Here is a 16,293-nt window from a genome sequence, read left to right on the forward strand (position 1 = left end):
ATAAGTAGTTGTTATTTAACTATTTTTCTACAGTCCAGACCGCATCCGCCGCAAGGTTTTGCCAGTCGCTGGCGCTGCCATCGGGCCAGATCACCCGCGCTTCGGCTTGCGTGGCTGTGCCCAACCCGAAATGCTGCGGCGCCAGTTGCCCCGAGGCATGGCCGCCGCCCACGGTGATTTCGCGCCGCTGGGTCACCCCGTTGGCGCGCACTTCCACCCAGCCATTCACCGCGTGCAGGTTCGGCGCGGGCTGGCGGGCGTTTATGGCGATCCAGTGGCCGGGGGCCTCGGTGCCCTGATTGCGCCAGATCTCGGACGGGGCGTTGCGGTTGACCACCACCAGATCCAGCCAGCCATCGGCGTTCAGATCGACCACCGCCCCACCGCGCGCGGTGTGCATCGAGGCGACACCGGCCTTGTCGCCGACCTCGACAAACGTGCCGTCGGCGCGTTGCAGCAGCAGGTTGTTGGGGTCGGCCATGGCGAAATCGGGCATGGCCGAGACATTGCCCTTGGCGATGAACAGATCGGCACGACCGTCGTTGTTCACATCCTCGAACTGGGTATGCCATGCGGTGGAAGGCTTCACCTCGCCCCCGGTATAGGGCCGCTGTGCCACGGCGCCGCGCGCGAAAGCCACATCGGCATAGCGCGGCAACAGCGGACGGGCGGCGGGATCTTTCAATACTTGCAACTTGTTATCGGCCATCGAGGTGAGGAAATACTCCGGGTAGCCGTCAAAGTTCAGGTCATGGCTGGCGATGCCCATGCCCCAGATGCGCAGCCGCTGCCAGCCCTCGGCCTCGGTATACAGACGGGGCGGGGCGGCGGGGGACAGATGCCACATCTGTTCCTGCCCGCCCTTGTAATATTCGCGGTCATTGGCGATGCGCAGCGCCGGGCGGCCTTCGCGGTTCCAGTCGGTGAACAGCATCGACAGGGCGCAGAAGCTGGGGGTCAGCGGCAGGGGGGCGGTGTAGCGGGGGCCGTCGGGGCGGTGCAGCCAGTTGTCGGTGCAGGAACCCCAGGGGAAGGCGTCTTGCGCGCGGTCGATGTAATTGCCGATGGCGAGCGTGGGCAGGGTGGCGCCTGCCTCCCAAGTGGCGGCGAAGGCGGAGGACCAGGCATCGCCGCCGTCAAAGCCCCAAGCCTCGTTGGCGCGCTCAAAACGGCAATCGCCAAGGCCGCGCAGCAGCAGGTTTTCGCCCACGCGCAGCATCGCCAGATCGGTGATCCCGTCACTGTCCACATCCAGCGGCCAAAGGCCGGCAACGCCGGTATAGGCCAGACCGGACGGCCCCCCCCCGGACTCCTCCCCGGTGAATTTCAGTACACCCCCTGTCGGACTTTCGTTCCGCCAAAGCGACGCCGGTGCCGTGCCGCCTGCCAGCACCAGTTCCGGTTTCGCATCGCCCGAACAGTCGAAGGCGGCCACACCGCCGCCCACCATATATTCCCATTCGCCGGTGAAGCTGTGGGTCAGACCGGCGCTGGCAGTCTCGTCCGCGAAGCGCGGGATGGCGGGGTCTTCGGCCAGCGCGGGGGAGGCGAGCAGGGGAAGCAGCAGCAGGGCGCGGGTCATTGCAGCGTCTCCAGCCGGGCGGCGTGCTGGCCGATGCAGAGGCCCTGTTCCAGCCCGCGGTCGATGGCGGCGCGGAAATGGATGCCGCCATAGAGGCGCGAGATCGCGGCCTCGGCGGCGGCGGCGCGGAAGCTGGGGAAATGGCGGATGGGCAGGCCGTCATCTTCATGGGTGGCATCGTCGAAGGCGAAATCTTCGCCGAAGATCGTGCTCAGCACCTCGGCCGCCGCACCGGATTGGGTGGAATGGCCCGAGGGGTATTCGGGGAAGGGCGGGGTGATCAGCATCGGCGCCCAGGCCTTGTCGATCACCCGGTTGATATAGGTGACGGGGCGGACCAGATCATGTTCGAACTTGGCCTGCCAGCAGCCGATGAAGGCATCGGCCAGCGCGACGCCCAGCCGGGCCAGCGCATCGGTGCGGCGTTCCACGGGCAGGGCGTCGCGGTCGGCAATCTCGATCAGGATGGAAATCCAGTGGCCGGGCGGGGTGGGCGAGAGCATCGGGTCATCGGACCAGAAGCGGGCGATGAGCTTTTGCTCGTCGGTCAGGGATTTGGCGGTGGTGTAGACCTCCTCCGCCTCGGCGCGGAAAGCGGAGCCGGGGGCTTCGCTATAGGCGGGGGGCGGGGGCAGCGGGCAGGCATTGGCGGCGGGCATGGCGAAGGGGCGGTTCCTGGCCCAGTCGGGCAGCAGCGGCATCTGTTGCTGCACGATGGCCGAGGTGGGCACCCAATGCGCCGGGCCGGGGGTGAGGGTGTAGCTGAGCGGGAAGCCCATGTTTTCCACCACTTCGCCGCCGTCGGTGGCGGCCCAGGCGATGACATGGGCGGCCACTGCGGCGCCATAGGCGCGGCTGCGGGCGATGGTCTCCGGGTCCAGCCCGGCGGCGGTTGTGGTATCGAGCTTGCCCGCCATGGCGGCCATGGCGCGTTGGCCGGTGGGGCCGGTATTGCCGAAGAAATGCCGGGTGGCGGCGGTGAGGGCGGCGTTCAGCACCACGGCCTCGTCATGCGGGCCGGGTTGGCGCGGCGGGGGGGCGGGGAAATCGGTCAACTGCCCGGCAAGGCTGCGGCGATGGGCGGGGTCGGCGCTGGCCGTCACCTCCCACGCGGTGACGCCCAGATAGGCGAAGGCGCGGCTTGCCACCGGGGGCGAATAGGTGGGGGTATGGCGCACCAGTTCCAGCACCAGCCGATACCAGGTGGTCACCACATGCGCCGGGTCGGCGGCCTGGGGTGTGGCTTGAGCGGGCAGGGCGGCCAGAAGCGACAGGCCGAGGGCGAGGCTGGCGAGAAGGCGGCGAAACATGGGAGGCCCGTTGTGATTGCGCTAACGGGCATGATTGCCGCGAAATCGGGCAGGGGTCAAATGATGATCGGGCCTAGCCCTGCGCTTTCGGGGCCTTGCAGAACATCTCGTACACCATGCCGATGGCGGTGGCGACCTTGGGGTCCTGGATGGAATAGAACATGGTCTTGCCCTCGCGCCGGCAACTGACCAGCCCTTCCAGCCGCAGACGCGCCAGTTGCTGGCTGACCGCCGCTTGCCGCGAGGACAGCAGGTGTTCCAGTTCCGTCACCGATTTCTCGCCCGATTGCAGGTGGCACAGGATCATCAGCCGCCCTTCATGGGCCAGCGCCTTGAGGAAACCGGCGGCGGCGGTGGCCTGCACCAGCATCTCGTCCGCCGACAGCGTGGTGCAGGCTTCGGGATCTTGCAGGTCGATGAGGGGCAGGTCGGCGAGGGGCAGGTCGGGCATGGGGACATCCGGGCGATGCGGAAACATATCTGAATATATACGATTGAGGTGGGGATTCAATCGCGACGCTTAGCCGCCATGCTGAAATCCGCCATAGGCGCCTTGGCTGAACAGCAGCGGCGCCCCTTCGCGCAGGGTGAAGCGCAGCACGCGACCGAGGATGATCAGGTGATCGCCGCCGTCATGGGTGGCGTGCTGGGCGCAATCGAAGCGGGCCAGCGCGTCGGGCAGGATCGGCGACCCTTCGGGTGAGACCTCTGGCGCCATGTCGGCAAAGCCCGCGCCGCCCCGGCCAAAGCGGGCGATCAGATCGAACTGGTCGAGGCCGAGGATGTGGATTGTGTAATGCGGCGCCGTGGCGAAGGTGGTGAAGCGCGACGAGGACCGCGCGGGCGACCACAGCACCAGCGGCGGATCGAGCGAGACCGAGGCGAAGCTGTTGGCGGTGAACCCCGCCGGGCCGTCGGGCCCGGTGAGGGTGATGATGGTGACGCCGGTGGCGAACCGCCCCAGCGCATCGCGGAAATCGCGGGCGGTGGTGGCGTCTGGCGTCTTGACGATATCTTTCATGCGCAGCGTTTTCCTGCCTGTTTTGCCCTGCGGCATCCTGTTCCTTGTGGGATATAGCGGGGTTTTCGGCAAGATCGAGCCTTTATGCCCCGCGCGGCGCTTTCCTGTTGCAGGGGCAGGGCTTTTGCGCGGGGCCGGAGCGACGCCGCGTGTCGCGGGCTGACATTCCGCCGTCATGGGGCTGGCCTAGAAACAGGGGAAAAGGAGCGCGCCATGTCACACCGTCTGTCTGCCTTCACTGCCCCCGGCCGGTTCTGGCGCGGCAATCTGCACACCCATTCCACCCGGTCCGACGGGGTGCTGGAGCCTGCGGAAGTGTGCCGCCGCTATCGGGCGGAGGGCTATGATTTCATGGCGCTGACTGACCATTTCATCGGGACGTATGGCTATCCCATCGTGGACACCCGGCCCTTCCGGGCCGAGGGGTTCACCACCTTGCTGGGGGCGGAGCTGCATTCCGGCCCCATGGCGAATGGCGAGCTGTGGCATATTCTGGCGGTGGGTCTGCCGGAAGATTTCACCCCGCCCCATGCGCCGGATTTCCACGTCTATCCCGGCATGGAATCGGGGCCGGAGATCGCGGCGCGGGCGGTGGCGGCGGGGGCGTTCGTGGCCATTGCCCACCCGCAATGGTCGGGGCTGACGCTGGCCGATGCACGGTCGATCACCGCGGCCCATGCGGTGGAGATCTATAACCACGGCTGCGCCATGGGCTGCGACCGGCCCGACGGGTTTTCCATCGCCGATCTGCTGCTGACCGAGGGGCGACCGCTGAGCCTGATCGCCACCGATGATGCGCATTTTTCGGAACCCGATCATTTTGGCGGCTGGGTGATGGTGAAGGCCACGGAAAACACGCCCGAGGCGCTGCTGGTGGCGCTGAAATCGGGGAATTTCTATTCGAGCCAAGGGCCGGAACTGCGCAATGTGGTGGTGGAAGCGGATCGGGTGATCGTGGAAAGCTCTGCCGTGGCCTCGGTCATCGTGCAGGGGGCGGGCACCGGATCCAAGGGGGTGCATGGCCACAGCATGACCCGGGCCGAGGTGCCTTTGGCGCGGCTGGGCAATTCGCCCTGGCTGCGGGTGAGCGTGATTGATGCGGCGGGGCGGCGGGCCTGGTCGAACCCGGTGCTGCGGTAGATGGGCCTATGGACCGCCCAGATCGACGAGGCGCAGCCAAGGCTTGGTCTTGGCGTTTTCCTTCACCGCGAAGGCGGCTTTCGGTTCGGCGAAGGCGGTCAGCCGGGCTTCGGCGCTGCGCAGATCGGGGGATCCGGGCGACAGAGGCTCGGTGCGGGCGGTGAGGATCTGCAAGCGGCGCGGGCAGCGCCCGACATCGCCCGACAAGGCAAGGCAGCCCAGCGCGGTTTCGGCCCGCGCCCCCGTGCCGTCGAGCGGCAGCAGGATCATCCGCGCCTTCAGCGGCGGGCGCCCGAGGCCGCTTTCGGGGGCAAGCTGCATGTCGAGGATGGCGGGGCGCTGGAACACCTGTTCCAGCAAGGTGCCCAGCCGCGCCCGGCCCATCGGATCGAACAGCGCGGTCAGTGGCATGCCATGGGCATCCATGCCCATCAGATCGGTGAAATTCATCCCCGCGATGCGCAACCGCCCGATGCCGGGCGCGATGCGTTCCACCAGAAAGGCGCCTTGCAGCGCGCCGCGGATGCCGCGCGGATCAATCGCCTCGCGGGGGGGCAGGTGCGGGCCACGGCGCAGCCCCTCCCAATAACCGCGCACTTCGGCGATCATGGCGTGCAGGGCGAAATCGGGCGGCATTGCGCCCGGGCCGTCGCCGCCACCGCCCTTGCTGCCACCACCCTTGCCAAACAGATTGATCGCCATGCGCGCCGACCTTCGCCCGAAGCCCGCCGGGCGCGGTTGCCTTGCCTGTGCCAATCCGCCATGCTGAAGCAGGGGCAGAGGCGCGGCAGTGGCTCGCGTTGACCTGGCAGGAATGATTACCTGAATATTAAGATACACGGATTTCGGCAGGCCGGGTGGGGAATCTGACGGATTGGTGAATCCCCTGCGGCGAGATTTGGAGAGATTGCACATGACGGTTTCCATGACGGGCTTTGCTGCGCGCAAGGGGCAGGGCGCCGGGATCGGCTGGGCCTGGGATCTGCGGTCGGTCAATGGCAAGGGGCTGGATCTGCGGCTGCGGGTGCCGGACTGGATCGACGGGCTGGAAGTGGCGCTGCGGGCAGAACTGGGGCGGGCGATGGCGCGCGGCAATGTCAGCCTGACGCTGCGGGTGACGCGCGAGGCCAGCGAGGCGCCCGAGGCGCTGCGCATCAACCACAGCGCCTTGCGGGCGGTGCTGGGGGCGCTGGCCACGGTGGAGGCGGCGGCGATGGAGACTGGCGTGACATTGCGGCAGGCCAGCCAGACCGATGTTCTGGGCTTTCGCGGTGTGGTGGAGCAGGGCGCTGCGGACGAGGATACCGGGCCGCTGCGCGCGGCGATTCTGGCCGATCTGCCGGCGTTGCTGGCCGAATTCACCGCGATGCGCGCCGCCGAGGGCGCGGCCCTGCAGGCGGTGATCGCGGCGCAACTGGACCGGATCGCGGCGCTGTGTGACGCGGCGGGGCAGGCGGTGGCGGCGCGCGGCGCCACGCAGGCCGATCTGCTGCGCGGGCAATTGGCGCGGTTGCTGGACAGCGCCGAGGCGATGGAGCCTGCGCGGCTGGCGCAGGAACTGGCGCTGCTGGCGGTGAAAACCGATGTGACGGAAGAGCTGGACCGGCTGGCCGCCCATGTGCAGGCGGCCCGCGCGCTGCTGGACGAGGCGGGGCCAGTGGGCCGCAAGTTCGATTTCCTGATGCAGGAATTCATGCGCGAGGCGAATACGCTGTGCTCCAAGGCGCAGGATCTGGCGCTGACCCGCATCGGCCTTGACCTCAAGACCGTCATGGATCAGATGCGCGAACAGGTTCAGAACGTGGAATGACGATGACGCGCAAGGGGTTGCTGCTTATCCTGTCTTCGCCCTCGGGGGCGGGGAAATCGACGCTGGCGAAAAAACTTATGCAATGGGATCCGACGCTTCGCTTTTCGGTTTCCGCCACTACGCGCAAGCCCCGCCTTGGCGAAGTTGAGGGCAAGGACTATTACTTTCTCGAACGATCCGACTTTGAGAACTATGCCGAAAAAGGCGAGATGTTGGAATATGCCGAGGTTTTTGGAAACTTATACGGTTCACCTCGGGAACCTGTAGAGCGCGCGATTTCTCTGGGCAATGATGTTCTTTTCGACATCGACTGGCAGGGCGGGCAGCAGATCCGCAATTCGGCGCTGGGGCGGGATGTGGTGTCGATCTTCGTTCTGCCGCCCTCGATTGCCGAACTGGACCGGCGGCTGCGCGGCCGGGCGCAGGACAGCGACGAAGTGATTGCCGGGCGGATGGCGAAAAGCCGTGACGAGATCAGCCATTGGGCGGAATATGACTATGTTCTGGTGAACAACGATCTGGATCGCGCCTTTGAGGAATTGGTGACGATCCTGCGCGCGGAGCGGATGCGGCGGGACCGCCAGCCTGGGTTGAGCGAGTTCGTGCGGGGGCTGAACAGGGAGTTCGAGACGCGATGATCTATGCGCTGGACGGGCACGCGCCCGAGATTGCCGAAGAGGCCTGGGTGGCGCCGGATGCCAATGTGATCGGCAAGATCGTGCTGGAGCCGGGGGCAAGCGTCTGGTTCGGCGCCACATTGCGCGGCGACAACGAGGAAATCCGCGTTGGGGCGGGCAGCAATGTGCAGGAAAACTGCGTGCTGCATACCGATATGGGCTATCCGCTGACGATCGGGCCGGATTGCACGATTGGCCACAAGGCGCTGCTGCATGGTTGCACCATCGGGGCTGGGTCGCTGATCGGGATGGGGGCCATGGTGATGAATGGTGCCAAGGTCGGGCGGGGCTGTCTGATCGGGGCGGGGGCGTTGATCACCGAAGGCAAGGAAATCCCGGATTTCAGCCTTGTGATGGGGGCGCCCGGCAAGGTGGTGCGGGAACTGGACGAGGCGGCGGTGGCGCGGCTGCTGAAATCGGCGGCAGGATACCGCGCCAATGCGCTGCGCTTTCGGGCGGGGATGCGGGCGGTCTGAGGCAGGTTGCCAGCGGCGCACGGGGGGCTGTCTGCCCCCCGGACCCCCTGAGAGTATTTTTGTCAGGATGAAAGGGGATCAGTTGCCCAGAATCCCCGGCAGGCGCAACTGGCAGTCTTTCGCGTGGTGCAGCGCGATGGGATACCCGGCATCGGCATGGCGCATCACGCCGGTGGCCGGATCGTTCCACAGCACGTTCGACAGGCGGCGGGCGGCGTCTGCGGTGCCGTCGGCCACCACGACCATGCCGCTGTGCTGGCTGAACCCCGTGCCGACCCCGCCGCCGTGATGCAGGCTGACCCAGGTGGCGCCGCTGGCGGTGTTGAGGAGCGCGTTGAGCAGCGGCCAGTCGGAGACGGCATCCGAGCCGTCCATCATCGCCTCGGTTTCGCGGTTGGGCGAGGCGACGGAGCCGGAATCGAGGTGGTCGCGGCCGATGACGATGGGGGCTTTCAGCTCGCCCGAGGCGACCATCTCGTTGAACATCAGGCCCGCGCGGTGGCGGTCGCCCAGCCCGATCCAGTAGATGCGGGCGGGCAGGCCCTGAAAGGCGATGCGGTCGGCGGCCATGTCGAGCCAGCGGTGCAGGTGGGCATTGTCGGGGAACAGGCGTTTCATCGCGGCATCGGTGGCGTGGATGTCGGCGGGATCGCCCGACAGCGCGCACCAGCGGAACGGGCCGATGCCCTTGCAGAACAGCGGGCGGATATAGGTGGGCACGAAGCCGGGGAAGGCGAAGGCGTTTTCCAGCCCTTCGTCCTGCGCGACCTGCCGGATGTTGTTGCCGTAATCGAGGGTGGGGACCCCGGCGTTCCAGAAATCGACCATGGCGGCGACATGGGTCTTCATGCTGGTGCGGGCGGCGTGTTCCACCTCTTTCGGGGCGGTTTCCTGCCTGGCGCGCCAGTCGCCGACGGTCCACCCTGCCGGGCAGTAGCCGTGCAGCGGATCATGGGCGGAGGTCTGGTCGGTGACGATGTCGGGGCGGGGGCCGCCCTGTTTCATCCGGGCGACGCGTTCGGGGAAGATTTCGGCGGCATTGCCCAGCAGGCCCACCGATTTCGCCTCTCCCTTCGCCGTCCATTCGGCGATCAGGGCGAGGGCTTCGTCCAGCGTTTTGGCCTTGGCGTCGAGGTAGCGGGTGCGCAGGCGGAAGTCGATGCGGGTTTCATCCACCTCGACGGCGAGGCAGCAGGCGCCGGCCATCACGGCGGCGAGCGGTTGCGCGCCGCCCATGCCGCCAAGCCAGCCGGTCAGGATCCAGCGGCCGGTGAGGTTGCCGCCGTAATGGCTGCGGCCTGCTTCGGCGAAGGTCTCGTAGGTGCCCTGCACGATGCCCTGCGTGCCGATATAGATCCACGACCCGGCGGTCATCTGTTCTCGCTCATCAATGCCGCCGTGGTGACTTCGGCGATCATCAGGCCGGAATTCAGGCCGGGTTCGGGGGTGAGGAAGGGCGGCAGGTCGTGGCTGAGCGTCGGGTCCACCATCAGCGCCACGCGGCGCTGGGCGATGGCGCCGATTTCGGCCAGGGCCAGCGCGATCATGTCGGCGGCGAAGCCCACGGGTTCGGCATGGAAATTGCCGCCCGAGACGATGCGGCCATTCGACAGGACGAGCGGGTTGTCGGTGGCGGCATTCGCCTCGATTTCCAGCGTGCGGGCGGCCTGGCGCAGGATGTCCATTGCGGCGCCGGTGACCTGCGGCTGGCAGCGGATGCAATAGGGGTCTTGCACGCGGGTATCGCCCTCGCGGTGGCTTTCGCGGATTTCCGACCCGTCGAGCAGGGCGCGCAGGAAGGCTGCGGCCTCGATCTGCCCGGCATGGCCGCGCAGCGTGTGGATTTCGGGTTGCAAGGGCGCGGTGGAGCCCATGATGGCATCGGTGGACAGCGCCGAGGTGACGAGCGCGGTTTGCGCCGCACGCCAGGCGCCGAACAGACCGGCGAGCGCGTAGGCGGTGGAGAACTGCGTGCCGTTGATCAGCGCCAGCCCCTCTTTCGGGCCGAGAGTGATCTGGGAAAGACCTGCATCCGCAATGGCTTGCGCGCCTGTCTTGATCTGGCCGCCATGTTCGGCCTGCGCTTCGCCGATCATCACGGCGGCCATATGCGCCAGAGGGGCGAGGTCGCCCGAGGCGCCGACGGAGCCTTGGGCGGGGATCACGGGTGTGACACCCTGCGCCAGCATCCCTTCAAGCAGCGCCACGATGTCCCAGCGCACGCCAGAGGCGCCGCGGCCAAGCGAGAGCAGTTTCAGCGCCATCATCAGCCGGGCCACGTTGCGCGGCATCGGATCGCCCACGCCGCAGCAATAGCTGAGGATCAGGTTTTCTGAAGGGTTTCTGTGTCTTCTGGCGCGATCTTGATGTTGGCCAATTTGCCGAAGCCGGTGTTCACGCCGTAAACGGCGGCGCTGCCTGCGGCGGCGGCGGCAATGCGGGCGGCGGCGGCTTCGACGCGCGCGCGGGCCTCGGGTGCCAGTCTTGCGGGGGCTTCGGTCCGGTAGAGGTGTTCGAGTTGGGCGTGCGTGGTGGTGCCCGGAACCAGAATTTCGGGTGTCAGGATCTCAGGCGTCAAGGCGGCCTCCGCAGATGCGGGCGTGGAGGGGCGTGGCCCCGATGCGATAGGACAGCTCTGCCGGATGGCGGGCTTCCCAGATGGCGAGATCGGCGCGGTGGCCGAGGGTGAGCGTGCCGCAATCGGCCAGCCCAAGGGCGGCGGCGGCATGGGCGGTGGTGCCCAGCAGCGCCTCGGCCGGGGTCAGGTGGAACAGGGTGCAGGCCATGTTCATCGCAAGGCAGAGCGAGGTCATCGGCGCGGTGCCGGGGTTGCAATCGGTGGCCACCGCCATGCGCACGCCATGGGCGCGCAGCAGGGCGACCGGCGGGCGCTGCGCCTCGCGCAGGGTATAAAAGGCGCCGGGCAGGAGGACGGCGACGGTGGCAGCCTCGGCCAGCGCGCTGGCGCCCGCGTCGTCAAGATATTCCAGATGGTCGGCGGACAGGGCGCCGTGGCGGGCGGCCAGAGCTGCGCCGTGCAGGTTGGACAGTTGTTCGGCGTGCAGCTTCACCGGCAGGCGCAGGGCATGGGCCTCGGCAAACAGCCGTTCGATCTGGGCGGAGACGGCGCTGCTGCCGGGCGGTTGGGCGCGGGATGTGCGGGTGGAACTGGCGGGGGGGGGGGCGGATCACCGCCGTCACGCCGGGGGTTGCGGCAGAGGGCGAGCGGCTGGGCTGTCTGCTGCCCGCCGGGCACAATCTGCACTCGCACGCCTTTCAGCGCGCCATGGCGGGGATGACCGAGCGCAAGGGCCATCCCCGCGATACGTTCTGGACCTGGCGGCAGATGATGTTCCGCTTTCTGGATCAGTTGACGCCGGAAGATGGGCAGGCCATCGCCGCCTTCGTGCAGATGGAAATGCTGGAGGCGGGCTATGCCTCGGTCTGCGAGTTTCATTACCTGCATCACCAGCCGGGCGGGGTGACCTATGCGCGGCTGGCGGAAATGGCGGAGCGGATCGTGGCCGCGGCGGGGGAGACCGGCATCGGGCTGACGCTGCTGCCGGTGGCCTATGAGCAGGGCGGCTGCGACGGGCGGGCGCTGTCGCCTGGGCGGTGCGGTTTGGCAATGCACCGGAGCCGTTTCTGGCGCTGTGGGAGGCCAGCGGGGCGGCGCTGCGGTGTTGGCGGCGTTGACCGAATTGCCGGGGCCGTTTCATATCCATCTGGCGGAACAGGTCGCCGAGGTGGAGGAGGTGCAGGCCGCCTATGGCGCGCGGCCGGTGGATTGGTTGCTGGAGAATGCGGCGGTGGACGGGCGCTGGTGTCTGATCCATGCGACGCAGATGAAACCGCATGAGACCGAGGCCTTGGCGGCGACCGGGGCGGTGGCTGGGCTGTGCCCGATCACCGAGGCCAGTCTGGGCGATGGGATTTTCGACGCGCTGCGCTGGCAGGCGGCGGGCGGTCGGTTCGGCGTGGGGTCCGACAGCAATCTGCGCATCGCGCAGGCCGAGGAATTGCGCAGTCTGGAATATTCGCAGCGGCTGCGCGACCGGGGGCGGGCGATGCTGGCGACCGAGGTGGCCTCGACCGGGCGGGTGTTGTTTGAAACGGCAGCGCAGGGTGGGGCGCAGGCGGCGGGGCGGGACAGTGGCGCGTTGGCGCCGGGAATGTGGGCCGATCTGCTGGCGCTGGACATGGGGGCGGTCGATCTGGAGGGGCGGCAGGGCGACGGGATTCTGGATGCCTGGATCTTTGCCGGGGATGACCGGATGGTGCAGGCGGTCTGGTCTGCCGGGCGGCCTGTGGTAAGCGGCGGGCGGCATGTGGCGCGCGACGGCATCGTGGCGCGCTACCGGGCGGTGATGCGGCGGCTGGCGGGGGTTTTGTGACGATTTCAGGCTAGGAGGATGTGCGGGCCGAGGTGTTGCAGCGCATCCGCACGCGGCTTTGGGCGCCGGGGGCCTTGATGCAAGGCGGGCACCCGCGTGGCGCTGCATCCGGTGCGCAAGGCGACGCTGGACATTCCGGTGACCCGGCTGGAGATCGCGGTGCGGGGGCAGCGCTATGGCTATCGGCTGTTGGCCGAGGCGATGGCCGAGCCGCCTGCGGCGGTGGCGGCGCATCTGGGGGCGGCGCGGGGGCGGCGTTGTTCATTGTCGAGCGGACGACCTGGGAAGGGGCGGTGCCGGTGACCTTCGTGCGGCTGGCGCATGGGCCGGGCTACCGGATGCAGACGGCATTGTGAGGCGGTGAGGGCAGAGGGGGGCTTTGCCCCCCGCCTGCGGCCCCCCCAGAGTATTTTTGCCAGGATGAAGGGCGTGGGTCATTTTCCGGCGAGGCGGCGGCGCACGATGCGGGTGAGGCGGCGGTGCAGCGGCGAGACGCGGTGGCGCAGGTGCATCGCGGCATAGACCGGCTGGCGCAGCACAGGCGCATCGGTGACGGCGCGTAAGGTGCCTGTGGCGATCATGGTTTCTGCCGTTTTTTCCAGCACATAGCCCGCGCCGCCCATGGCGGTGAGCAGCGAGGCCACGGTGGCGCTTTGCCCGACCGAGATCGGGGCGCCGGCCAGATCGGGGGTGACGGCGCGGTGCATCGCCTCGAACGCCGGGGAAAAATGCGCGAAGATGAAGGTTTCGGGGCGCAGGTCGGCGAGGGTGTCGGTATCCGAGGCGATCATCAGATAGGGCACTTCGCCCACGGTTTCGAAATGCAGGTCGGGATGGGGTTTGGGCGAGAACATCACCGCGAAATCCTGCGTGCCGGTCAGCAGGTCGGCGCACATCTGGTTGGAGTAATCCGGCTCGATGTAAAAGGCGGTATCGGGCAGGGCGCGGCGGAAATCGGCGACCCATTCGCCGATATGCTGGGCGGCCAGATCGTTCTGGATGCCCAGCCGGATCAGATGCGCCGCGCGGTCTGGCACCTGGATGCGGCGCTTCGCCTCGTTCCATTCATGGCGCAGGGCGCGGGCATGGGTGGCGAAGCGGCTGCCCTCCATCGTAAGATCGGTGCCGGCGCGTGAGCGATCGAACAGCCGCGCGCCCAGCGCCTGTTCCAGTGCCGCGATGCGGGCCGAGACGGTGCTTTGGGTGATGCCCAGGCGTTCGGCGGTGCGGTTGAAGCTGCGGGTCTCTGTCAGGTCGAGGAACGTGTCGAGAAGTTCGGTCTGCATGGCGGCCTCTGATCGGGTTTTCCGATCAATAACGCGGTGCAAGCCGAATTGAAAGCGGCGCCCGGCTGGCGGATAGTCAGCCAAACAGGGGGCGGATCATGGCGGATTTTCCGGGCACGGCGCGGGTTGTCATCATCGGGGGCGGCGCGGTGGGCGTGTCGGCGCTGTATCATCTGGCGAAGGCCGGGTGGACGGATTGCGTGCTGCTGGAGAAGAACGAGCTGACGGCGGGCAGCACCTGGCACGCGGCGGGCAATGTGCCGACCTTCAGCTCCAGCTGGTCGATCATGAACATGCAGCGCTATTCGGCGGATCTGTATCGGCGGCTGGGGGCCGAGGTCGATTACCCGATGAATTACCATGTCACCGGATCTGTGCGGCTGGGCCATACCGCCGAGCGGTTGCTGGAGTTCAAGCGCGTGGTCGGGATGGGGCGCTCTCAGGGCATGGATCTGGGGATTCTGGGGCCGGAGGAGATCCGGGGGCGCTATCCGTTTGTGCAGACGGCGGGGCTGACCGGGGCGCTGTATGATCCTTACGACGGCGACATTGATCCGGCGCAGTTGACGCAGGCGCTGGCCAAGGGCGCGCGGAGGATGGGGGCGCGGATCGAGCGGTTCTGCCCGGCGACCGGCGTGCGGCGCGAGGGCGGGGAATGGGTGATCGCCACCCCGAAGGGCGAGATCCGCTGCGAATTCGTGGTGAATGCGGCGGGCTATTATGCCCGCGAGGTGGGCAAGTGGTTTGGCCGCGATCTGCCGATGATGGTGATGAGCCACCAATACATGCTGTTCGACACGATCCCGGAGCTGGAGGCCTGGTCGAAAGAGGTGGGGCACAAGCTGCCGCTGCTGCGCGATGTGGATAGCAGTTACTATCTGCGGCAGGAGAAGATGGGCTTCAACCTTGGCCCCTATGAGCGCAACTGCAAGGCGCATTGGGTGACCAAGGATGATCCGTTCCCCGAGGATTTCAGCTTTCAGCTTTTCCCCGACGATCTGGAGCGGCTGGACTGGCATATTGCCGATGCGATGGCGCGGGTGCCGCTGCTGGAACAGGCGGCGCTGACCAAGGTGATCAACGGGCCGATCCCCTATACGCCTGACGGCAACCCGTTGATCGGGCCGATGCCGGGGGTGCCCAATGCGTTCGAGGCCTGTGTGTTCACCTTTGGCATCTGTCAGGCCGGGGGTGCGGGCAAGGTTCTGGCGGAATGGGTGACCGAGGGCGCGACGGAGTGGGACATGTGGTCTTGCGATCCGCGCCGGTTTACCGGGTTCGAGGACCGCGAATACTGCGTGGCGAAGGGGATGGAGGTCTATGGGCACGAATATGCCATCCACTTCCCGCATCACGCCTGGCCTGCGGGGCGGGGCAAGAAGCTGTCGCCGGTGCATGGCGCCGTGGCGGCGCAGGGGGCGCAGTTTGGCGCCTATAATGGCTGGGAGCGGGCGCTGTGGTATGCGCGGCCCGGCGATGATGTGTCGGAGGCGGGCACGCAGACCTGGGCGCGCGCGGGCGCGTGGTTCGGCGCGGTGGCGGCGGAATGTGCGGCGGTGCGCGATGCGGCGGGGATATTGGACCTGCCGGGGTTTTCGCGCTTTCGCCTGACCGGGCCGGGGGCGGCCGATTGGCTGGCGCGGCAGATCACCGGCAAGGTGCCGGGGGTGGGGCGGCTGGGGCTGGCCTATTTCGCCGATGACAAGGGTCGGATCGTCACCGAGATGTCGGTGGCGCGGCTGGGCGAGGAGGATCTGTGGCTGATCACCGCCGCCACGGCGCAGGCGCATGACCGCGAATGGCTGCTGCGGCATCTGGACCCCGGTCTGGGGCTGGTGGACGAGACGGAAGAGTGGGCGACGCAGATCCTTACCGGGCCGGCCTCGCGCGCCATTCTGGCCGGGGTGGCGGAGGCCGATCTGGCGCGGCCCTGGCTGACCTGGCAGGCGGCGCGGATCGCCGGGGCCGAGGTGGTGCTGATGCGGGTCAGTTTCGCGGGGGAACTGGGCTGGGAAATCCATTCCCGCATTGCCGATACCGCGCGGGTTTACGACGCGGTGATGGCGGCGGGGCAGGCGCATGGGTTGAAACCCTTTGGCATGTTCGCGCTGAATTCCTTGCGGATCGAAAAGGGCTATCGGGCGTGGAAGGGCGATCTGTCCACCGATTACACGGTGTTGCAGGGCGGGTTGGAGCGGTTTGTCGATTGGGCCAAGCCGGAGTTTCGCGGCAAGGCAGCGCTGGAGGCCGAGCGGGCAGCGGGGGTGGGCAAGCGCTTCGTCACCGTGGTGATCGCGGCGGGGGATTATGATCCGCCTTACATGTCAACGCTTTGGCTGGGCGATACGGTCGTGGGGGAGCTGACCTCGGGCGCGTGGGGGCATCGGGTCGGCGCCTGTATCGGGCTGGGGATGCTACGCGCCGATCTGGCGGTGCCGGGGACCGAGGTCGAGGTGGAGATTTTCGGCGAACGGGTTGCGGCGGTGGTGCAGGCGGAGGGGCCGCTGTGGGACGCACAGAATGTGCGGCTGCGGGGGTAGCGCCCTTCACGCGGGGCGTGGCGCGCCCCCTCACCCCGGCCCTCTCCCCCGAGGGGA

The 16,293-nt window shown here is 67.7% G+C and carries 14 protein-coding genes and 3 pseudogenes; 8 read left to right on the forward strand and 9 right to left on the reverse strand.

Going from position 1 to position 16,293, the window contains the following annotated elements:
* Positions 1 to 19: 19 nt before the first annotated feature.
* From BMX43_RS09445 to BMX43_RS09460, 4 genes are all read right to left on the reverse strand, one after another.
* The gene (locus BMX43_RS09445; protein WP_091300698.1) at positions 20 to 1,582 is read right to left on the reverse strand and encodes a CRTAC1 family protein; all 1,563 of its coding nucleotides are present in this window, start codon (positions 1,580 to 1,582) and stop codon (positions 20 to 22) included.
* The gene (locus BMX43_RS09450) at positions 1,579 to 2,892 is read right to left on the reverse strand and encodes a vanadium-dependent haloperoxidase (protein WP_091300700.1); all 1,314 of its coding nucleotides are present in this window, start codon (positions 2,890 to 2,892) and stop codon (positions 1,579 to 1,581) included. The genes BMX43_RS09445 and BMX43_RS09450 overlap by 4 nt, the downstream gene beginning before the upstream one ends.
* Positions 2,893 to 2,965: 73 nt before the next feature.
* Entirely contained in the window at positions 2,966 to 3,343 is a 378-nt protein-coding gene (locus BMX43_RS09455) for an ArsR/SmtB family transcription factor (protein WP_091300879.1), read from the reverse strand.
* Positions 3,344 to 3,412: 69 nt separating this feature from the next.
* Positions 3,413 to 3,913, reverse strand: a complete 501-nt coding sequence (locus BMX43_RS09460) for a flavin reductase family protein (RefSeq protein WP_091300881.1) — start codon at positions 3,911 to 3,913, stop codon at positions 3,413 to 3,415.
* A 213-nt stretch (positions 3,914 to 4,126) separates the two neighbouring features.
* Between BMX43_RS09460 and BMX43_RS09465 the strand changes: the two genes are divergently transcribed.
* Positions 4,127 to 5,053 carry a PHP domain-containing protein gene (locus BMX43_RS09465; protein ID WP_091300701.1) on the forward strand — a complete coding sequence of 309 codons (927 nt, stop codon included), beginning with the start codon at positions 4,127 to 4,129 and terminating at the stop codon, positions 5,051 to 5,053.
* A gap of 6 nt (positions 5,054 to 5,059) precedes the next feature.
* On the opposite strand, the gene BMX43_RS09470 is transcribed toward BMX43_RS09465, so the two are convergent.
* Complete coding sequence (locus BMX43_RS09470; protein ID WP_175482069.1) at positions 5,060 to 5,755, reverse strand: PAS domain-containing protein; 696 nt, start codon at positions 5,753 to 5,755, stop codon at positions 5,060 to 5,062.
* A gap of 211 nt (positions 5,756 to 5,966) precedes the next feature.
* Here BMX43_RS09470 and BMX43_RS09475 point away from each other — a divergent pair, with 211 nt between their 5' ends.
* The 3 genes from BMX43_RS09475 to BMX43_RS09485 are packed head-to-tail and all read left to right on the forward strand — an operon-like array spanning position 5,967 to position 8,016.
* Positions 5,967 to 6,863 (forward strand): YicC/YloC family endoribonuclease, encoded by an 897-nt coding sequence (locus BMX43_RS09475; RefSeq protein ID WP_091300705.1) that lies wholly within the window; start codon positions 5,967 to 5,969, stop codon positions 6,861 to 6,863.
* A gap of 2 nt (positions 6,864 to 6,865) precedes the next feature.
* Positions 6,866 to 7,501 (forward strand): guanylate kinase, encoded by a 636-nt coding sequence (gene gmk / locus BMX43_RS09480; protein ID WP_091300883.1) that lies wholly within the window; start codon positions 6,866 to 6,868, stop codon positions 7,499 to 7,501.
* Positions 7,498 to 8,016 (forward strand): gamma carbonic anhydrase family protein, encoded by a 519-nt coding sequence (locus BMX43_RS09485; RefSeq protein ID WP_091300707.1) that lies wholly within the window; start codon positions 7,498 to 7,500, stop codon positions 8,014 to 8,016. The genes gmk and BMX43_RS09485 overlap by 4 nt, the downstream gene beginning before the upstream one ends.
* 78 nt (positions 8,017 to 8,094) lie before the next feature.
* Here BMX43_RS09485 and hutU read toward each other — a convergent pair.
* From hutU to BMX43_RS09500, 3 pseudogenes are all read right to left on the reverse strand, one after another.
* A pseudogene (gene hutU / locus BMX43_RS09490) lies at positions 8,095 to 9,396 on the reverse strand (urocanate hydratase); the annotation flags it as partial.
* Positions 9,390 to 10,579, reverse strand: a pseudogene (locus BMX43_RS09495) (histidine ammonia-lyase); the annotation flags it as partial. The pseudogenes BMX43_RS09495 and hutU, both read right to left, overlap by 7 nt.
* A gap of 4 nt (positions 10,580 to 10,583) precedes the next feature.
* Positions 10,584 to 11,138 (reverse strand): annotated as a pseudogene (locus tag BMX43_RS09500) (amidohydrolase family protein); the annotation flags it as partial.
* A gap of 32 nt (positions 11,139 to 11,170) precedes the next feature.
* Here BMX43_RS09500 and BMX43_RS20450 point away from each other — a divergent pair.
* The 3 genes from BMX43_RS20450 (at position 11,171) to BMX43_RS20185 (ending at position 12,713) form a co-directional block, all read left to right on the forward strand.
* On the forward strand, positions 11,171 to 11,875 hold the full coding sequence (locus BMX43_RS20450) for an amidohydrolase family protein (protein ID WP_342711385.1): 705 nt from the start codon (positions 11,171 to 11,173) through the stop codon (positions 11,873 to 11,875).
* Positions 11,772 to 12,410: an amidohydrolase family protein gene (locus BMX43_RS20455; protein ID WP_342711401.1), complete on the forward strand. Its 639-nt coding sequence runs from the start codon at positions 11,772 to 11,774 to the stop codon at positions 12,408 to 12,410. Before BMX43_RS20450 ends, BMX43_RS20455 begins: the two co-directional genes overlap by 104 nt.
* A gap of 96 nt (positions 12,411 to 12,506) precedes the next feature.
* The gene (locus BMX43_RS20185; protein ID WP_245749430.1) at positions 12,507 to 12,713 is read left to right on the forward strand and encodes a hypothetical protein; all 207 of its coding nucleotides are present in this window, start codon (positions 12,507 to 12,509) and stop codon (positions 12,711 to 12,713) included.
* A 131-nt stretch (positions 12,714 to 12,844) separates the two neighbouring features.
* Here BMX43_RS20185 and BMX43_RS09515 read toward each other — a convergent pair whose 3' ends face one another.
* The gene (locus tag BMX43_RS09515; RefSeq protein WP_091300708.1) at positions 12,845 to 13,696 is read right to left on the reverse strand and encodes a LysR family transcriptional regulator; all 852 of its coding nucleotides are present in this window, start codon (positions 13,694 to 13,696) and stop codon (positions 12,845 to 12,847) included.
* Between the two features lie 98 nt (positions 13,697 to 13,794).
* Here BMX43_RS09515 and BMX43_RS09520 point away from each other — a divergent pair, with 98 nt between their 5' ends.
* Positions 13,795 to 16,236, forward strand: coding sequence for a GcvT family protein (locus BMX43_RS09520; protein ID WP_091300710.1), 2,442 nt, complete (start codon positions 13,795 to 13,797; stop codon positions 16,234 to 16,236).
* The last annotated feature ends 57 nt before the right edge of the window (positions 16,237 to 16,293 follow it).

It is taken from the genome of Gemmobacter aquatilis, assembly GCF_900110025.1.
In the GTDB taxonomy this organism is placed as follows: domain Bacteria; phylum Pseudomonadota; class Alphaproteobacteria; order Rhodobacterales; family Rhodobacteraceae; genus Gemmobacter; species Gemmobacter aquatilis.